Below are 6218 nucleotides of genomic sequence, written 5' to 3'. Positions count from 1 at the left end.
TTAACTTCATTAGTCTTTTTTCACCATATATTATTGATTCTTTCAAAAATGATGATGATTTTCTTGTTGTTCTATTAATAATGGGAGCTATTTTTTTTGCTATTGTAGTAATTATTGGTGTGGTTTTATGTTTATTATTTATTTTGTTGCTAATTGGACTTATAACAGCAGGTATTTTATCAACCTCTGTTTTGATAGGTATTCAACAGAAATCTATTAGTAAAGGTTTCAAAACTTTTTTCTTGGGCGTTTCAATGATCGGCTGTACAATTGTATCTATAATCTTTTTTTGGTTTGCCAATTCTGTTAAAGAATGGTGGGATACTAATATTTCCATAATTATTGGAGTATTTTGTGGTGTTTTGGGCGGTTATATTTTAGGATTATTAATGTTTGTAGCTTTGAAAAAAATAATCTCATTATTACAGAAGAAATATCAGACTATTCGAAGTATTTCTAAATCCTGATAACAATATGAACAAGCTCCTATTTTAATTTGGCTTCCTGACAATTCAGAAAAAATTTGGAAGAAGTGAAAGCGAAACAAAGGAAATTAAAAATGAGGAAATTAATTCCTCATTTTTAATATAGATAAACTTTCTTTCTTGATATTGTAAGAAGAAATGATTTTATGAATATAAAAGGGAATTTGATTAATCAATACTCAAAAAAGATATTGAATGAAAAACTGTTTTTTAATGCAGTACTTACTATAAGCTTGTGATAACTTTCCAAAATTATCACAGGTTTATAGAAAAAAAATCTGGTAAAAATGGTATAGGTACTTACCCCAGTTATGAAACTATTTTAGTATTAAAATAATTTTCTAGTTTTTTATATTTAATATACGTTTTTTATTTGTGCTAATCTTTTCTTAAAAATTTCTTAAAATTAATCATATCAATGTGATAATTTTACTTTATAATATCTAAAACCCTTTGTACAAAAGGGTTTTTCTGTATTTGTATCAAAAGTCGTAGAACTACTACATCAAATCGTAGTATTACTACAAAATCTGAGATTTATACAATTTATAGCTCCAAAAGAAATCAATGGCTCTATCTTTGAATTAACCAAATCACAAAATATTAACTGTTTAAAATTTACAAAATGGCAGCAAATTCAAGAGGAATCTTAAAATTCAACGGAAGCGAAGGACAAAAATTACTAAAGCTTAATTACAGCGTATCAAGATCTACAGACGTTTCAGGACGTGTAGCATCAGATCCTTCCAACGCAATCATCAAATTAACGATTGAAGCAACAGAAAAATCTGAAATTCTTGAAAGTTTGCTTAATGGTAAATACAAACCGACCACAGGTGAAATTACTTTCAACAAATCTCACGAAGAAGGTACTTTGATCACTCTAAACTGGGAAAACGGATACGTTATTCAACACGAAGTAGATTTTGATGCAATAGATCAAAACTCTATGTTGATCAGCTTTGTAGTAAGCGCAGAAAAGATCAACTACGGTGGAGCTGAGTACGCAGGTATCTGGCCGGGTGCTTAATTTCTAACCTATGAAATGATCAATGTGTATGAATAAAACTATTCATACACATTTTCGATATAATATCATTTTTGTTGTAAAATCAGCCTTAATTTACAAAACTTTCCGGTTATGAATCAAAGTGAAGTAAACGAAATTCAAGAATTAAATTCATTTAAATATGCTTGGTATAGAAACGGAAAGTATTCTGTAAATGTCAAGTCATATCTTACCTTAGGCAACGGAAAAGCAAACGAAACAGAAACAGAAGAGATTTGGGAGATTATTCCCGGAGAATATAAGCATATTGATATTCTTATTTCAGATAAAAAATATATTCATTTCGATGCTCAAATGAAACCTTTCTATGAAATATTAGATCAGGTAAATAAAGCAACCGAAAATCTCTCATTACTTCTCAATGAAGATAAAACCATTGAAAAAATAGAAAATGAAACGGTAATTGTTGAAAAATGGGAAGAGATCAAAAGAAAAGAACTGCGTTTTCTGCAGCTGGTAAAAGATTCTTACAACGAGATTATCAATATTTATGATAACGAATTTCATCGAATTGATGATAATATTAAAGCCAATCTTCTTTATCAGATACTTTTTTATCCGTTCCCAAATACCGGAGTTAACTTTACCAATGAAGGAGAATTTAAAGAAAGAGAATTTCTTTCGACCCTTTTTCCTGGGGAAAAAATAGTATATGAAACAAACTACCAGTTTGTAGATAATAAAGATAAATTTCAGATGAACATCGTAGGAAAGCTTAAAAGCCATACCGGAGATTTTGATGAGATTTATGCTCAAAATTATCATAAAGCTTTAAATATTCCATTAGAATACGATCTAATGATGGAAGGAGAATATATTTATAACCTCGATTCCGTTTTATCAGAAATTGTATTTCATGTGAAGGAAAAGCTGAACGAAAAAATGCTGTATGTCTGCAGATATCATATTCAATTAATAACATAAAACAATATGAGTCAACTGTATATCGCACAAGAAACTCCGCTTATGTGTACCAGCGGAAGACGGCTGATTGGGATAGGAGTCAGTTCTCAGTCGAGCGTTTATCTTAAAAATGGCTCGAAATTGATGGCGACAGAAGATGATCGTTTTAAAGACAATTTTATTTGTCCGCAAATGATGATTGCCGGAGCTGTTGCCGGGGTAGGAATTGCCGCTGCATTTGGTGGCGGATTGTTTGTTTTAGCCGCTACAGCTTGGGCTGGAAGTGCATTGATTGATGATTGTCTGAATATTTGCTCATTTCTTACCAAAGGAAGTGACTGGACGAATACGCATCAAAAGGTGAGAGTTGAAGGTAAAAAACCTCTTCTTCAAAATTCTACATTAAATTGTTTTTTGGGTGGAACAGTGAAGTTCCATCTTCCTACACCTGCTCAAATTACTGAGTTGAGCAACGCTGCAGCAATGGCTCAGGATTCTTATAATGATAATTCTGATGAAGCTGCACAGATTGGAGATTATACGAGAATAAATACAGATAATCAAGATGAGCTCGATGAAATTTTTGGCCCCGGAACTTTTACTCCTAAAGATTTTAACACCAATACTAATGACGGTTTTTTTGCTTCAGTTTATAAAAATAATAATACAGGACAGTATTTTGTAGCTTTCAGAGGATCAGAACCAAAAGGAATGCAGTTTTATCATGACTGGTTTATTGAAGATGGAGGACAGGCTTTTGGTGCTCAGACTCCCCAGATAAAAAAGACAATGGATCTTTCGAAGAAAATGGACGAAGCGACCAACGGAAATGTTTCTTTCACAGGGCATTCTTTGGGAGGTGGAAACAGTGCAATGGCATCATATTATACAGGATTGCCGGGCTACACTTTCAACACAAGAGGAGTTCATGATAATACTCTTGAATATTTAGATGAAAACGGTGCAGTAGGTTCTACTTCTAATATCACCAATTACAGTACCAGTAATGACATTCTTAATGCGCTACAAAATAACAGAGAAGGTCTTTTGTCTACACTTGCCATTTCAAGAATTCCAGGTCTGAATAAATTGGCAATTTTTGGAGGTCTTACAGGGGCTGTTCCAAGAGCATTAGGCGAACAAAACGAGATCTTCGGATACATTCCGGATAATGAAGGAATGAATCTGAAAACATTCGGAAGCGGTCACAGCGCCTATGCAGATGCTGTAGAAGCGATGATTGCAACCATTAATACCAATGTAATTGCAGTAAACCCATGATCCATGAAAAATATAATTTTTTTAATCTTTTTTACCATGACCTTATTTTCCTGTCAGGATACAAGATCCAGAAAAACTCAAAATAAAGAGCAATATCCTCCTCAAAAACTTTTTGAAGGGGCACAATTACAAGCAGCACAGAAAATTTTTGATGAAGATAATACCGGATTAGAAAGTATTTTAAAAAATGACCCGCAAATCATCAACCAATTAAGCGATATTAAAGGATATACTTTACTGATGTATGCTTCCATTGTGGAAAACCTTCATGCGATGGATATTCTTCTTAAAAACGGAGCAAATCCTAATATTATCATTCCGCATCTTTATGATTTGCCACTTTCACATGCGGTTGGGACAAATAATTATGAAATGGCAAAGCTTTTATTTAAATATAAAGCAAGCCCTAATCCTGCAGTAGGAAGTAGTCCTTTATGCGATGCAATGATGTTGGGTGCAGAAAGTACAGAAAGAAAAATGATTGATTTTTTGTTGGATAACGGTGCAGATATTAATCACAATTCTTATTTAGGAAAAAATATTATGGAGGCTGCTGCACGAAGTAATTTAGGCACTGCACAATATTTTTTAAAAAAAGGAGGCAAACCTAAAATAGAGGGAACTGAGCTTTCTCCAATGGCTTTATACATTGATTCTGAAGATAAGAAGCAAGCTAAAAATCAAAATTCTAAAAACGCGTCTTACTTTGAAAAGGTATCTGAAATGAAAAAAGAGCTTCAGGAAAAGTATGGTATCAATTTTCCTGTAATAGAAGATCCAAAGGCAGAAGCAAAACTAAGAATGGATTTGTATGAAAAACTGAGTGAAAAAGACAAAAGATTTGTGAATTTTAATAAAAATTATGGTGAAAATAGATATAAAGAAGACCAGAAACTTTTGTCTCAATAAAATAGAAATTACTCAAAAACGAGTCGTAGTATTACTACAAAAAGTGAAATTTTAAGCTTAAATTTTTCTTTCGGTATTAATTATGATTAAATTTAAAATAGTTAGAATCACAAAAATTTTCATAATAAATAATATGAAAATTTTGTCATCTCCAATGAGATAGAATAAAATATAAAAACCAAATTCACAAGTTTAAAGAAAAATATTATGTTTCAGGATAATACCACCAAACCTCAGCTTTCAGACGATATAAAGACTGGTGCTGCACAAAATCTAAAAGAAGAAGTTTCCACAAAAATAGCCGATAAAGCCACTGAGAATATAAAAAATGTCAGCCAGCCAATTAATGGAGCGGTTAAGAATTCTTCAGACATGTTTATGAATCAGATGGCTCAGACCAATAATTCGGCAATAGTAGAAGACAAAGTTTGGGCAAATCAGCCTACTTCAAAAATACATAATGCTTTGGCAATTCCTACAAGCCAGATTTTAGGAATCAACAGAGTGGTAAAGCTCGATTTGGTTATTGAAGGTAAAGAAATAAAGCATTTTAAACATTTTAAATTAAGCCAGAGTGCCATAAAACATCATGAATTCAGCATTACTCTTGCTCATGACACACTTGGTTCTGCAGAAAATCATAATCTGGAAGAGGCTCAGAATTTTTTAGGAAAAAGACTGACCGTCATTTTTAAATATAAAGATGTCATCGACGGTCCCGAAAGAAATTTTGTAGGAGTAATCACGGAAGTAGGTTTCAGTCAGGAAAAAGGCAGTTTAGGAAATATTGTATTGAGTGGTTTCAGCCCGACAATACTTTTAGATGCTGCTCCGCATATTCAGAGTTTCGGAGGAGCTCAACCCATTAGTCTTAACAGTATTGCCGATCAGGTGATCAAAGAAGGACTTGGCGGAAATAAATTCGATTTTCGAGTAGATGCTCAATACGGAAATGTTTCTTACAGCTCTCAATACGAAGAAACACATTACAATTATTTGGCAAGAATGGCGGAAGCTTATGGCGAACAGTTTTTCTATGATGGAGAAGTCCTTCATTTTGGGAAACTTCCACCAGCCGAACAACCTGTAAAATTGACTTACGGAAGCAATGTAAATGATGTGAAAGTAAGAATGAAAGCACAACATGTGAATCCTTCATTTTACGGATACAACAGCAGTAAAAACGAAAAGCTGACCACAGGAAGTTCTAAAATTAACCATGCTTCTGATATTGCAAAACGTGCCTACGAAATTTCAGAAAAAACATTTACAACACCCTCTCTAAGAGTTGCCCCGATAAAAGCAGCCTCTTTCATGGATATTGATGCTTCACAAAAAGGAACAGCAGGAAGTAAGGCTTCTCAGGTATTTATTACGTCAGGAGAAACTACAGTTCCATTCCTATATCCTGGTTGTACAGCAGATGTTGAGATGAGAAAACAGGATACCAATCAGACTTCTTATTTCACCAAATTAATGATGATTGAGGTGACCCATGAAGTGGATGCAAGAGGATATTATACAGGAAATTTTGAAGCAATTGCTGCAGACAGCGGTTATATCCCACGTCC

The 6218-nt window shown here is 33.2% G+C and carries 6 protein-coding genes; all 6 read left to right on the top strand.

The window, feature by feature from the left end; all coding sequences use genetic code 11:
- A partial coding sequence (locus AB671_RS22520; protein ID WP_185114083.1) for a hypothetical protein occupies positions 1-467 on the top strand: 467 nt, incomplete at its 5' end.
- Positions 468-1110: 643 nt separating this feature from the next.
- The gene (gene tssD, locus AB671_RS18570) at positions 1111-1515 is read left to right on the top strand and encodes a type VI secretion system tube protein TssD (RefSeq protein WP_066677718.1); all 405 of its coding nucleotides are present in this window, start codon (positions 1111-1113) and stop codon (positions 1513-1515) included.
- A gap of 111 nt (positions 1516-1626) precedes the next feature.
- Entirely contained in the window at positions 1627-2478 is an 852-nt protein-coding gene (locus AB671_RS18565) for a hypothetical protein (RefSeq protein ID WP_066677719.1), read from the top strand.
- 6 nt (positions 2479-2484) lie between these two features.
- Positions 2485-3738, top strand: a complete 1254-nt coding sequence (locus AB671_RS18560) for a PAAR-like protein (RefSeq protein WP_066677721.1) — start codon at positions 2485-2487, stop codon at positions 3736-3738.
- Positions 3739-3741: 3 nt separating this feature from the next.
- A complete protein-coding gene (locus AB671_RS18555; protein ID WP_228390922.1) occupies positions 3742-4647 on the top strand; it encodes an ankyrin repeat domain-containing protein in 906 nt (301 codons plus the stop codon).
- Positions 4648-5025: 378 nt separating this feature from the next.
- Positions 5026-6218, top strand: a 1193-nt coding sequence (locus AB671_RS18550; RefSeq protein WP_410492665.1) for a contractile injection system protein, VgrG/Pvc8 family, incomplete at its 3' end; no start/stop codon positions are given.

The organism is Chryseobacterium sp. BGARF1 (genome assembly GCF_001677955.1).
GTDB lineage: Bacteria > Bacteroidota > Bacteroidia > Flavobacteriales > Weeksellaceae > Chryseobacterium.
The sequence above is the reverse complement of the archived record's forward strand: the minus strand, read 5'-3'. Positions and strand labels throughout refer to the sequence as shown.

Coding starts and splice junctions, on each gene's coding strand:
- tssD (WP_066677718.1), top strand. CDS start 1,111: ATGGCAGCAAATTCAAGAGGAATCTTAAAATTCAACGGAAGCGAAGGA.
- AB671_RS18565 (WP_066677719.1), top strand. CDS start 1,627: ATGAATCAAAGTGAAGTAAACGAAATTCAAGAATTAAATTCATTTAAA.
- AB671_RS18560 (WP_066677721.1), top strand. CDS start 2,485: ATGAGTCAACTGTATATCGCACAAGAAACTCCGCTTATGTGTACCAGC.
- AB671_RS18555 (WP_228390922.1), top strand. CDS start 3,742: ATGAAAAATATAATTTTTTTAATCTTTTTTACCATGACCTTATTTTCC.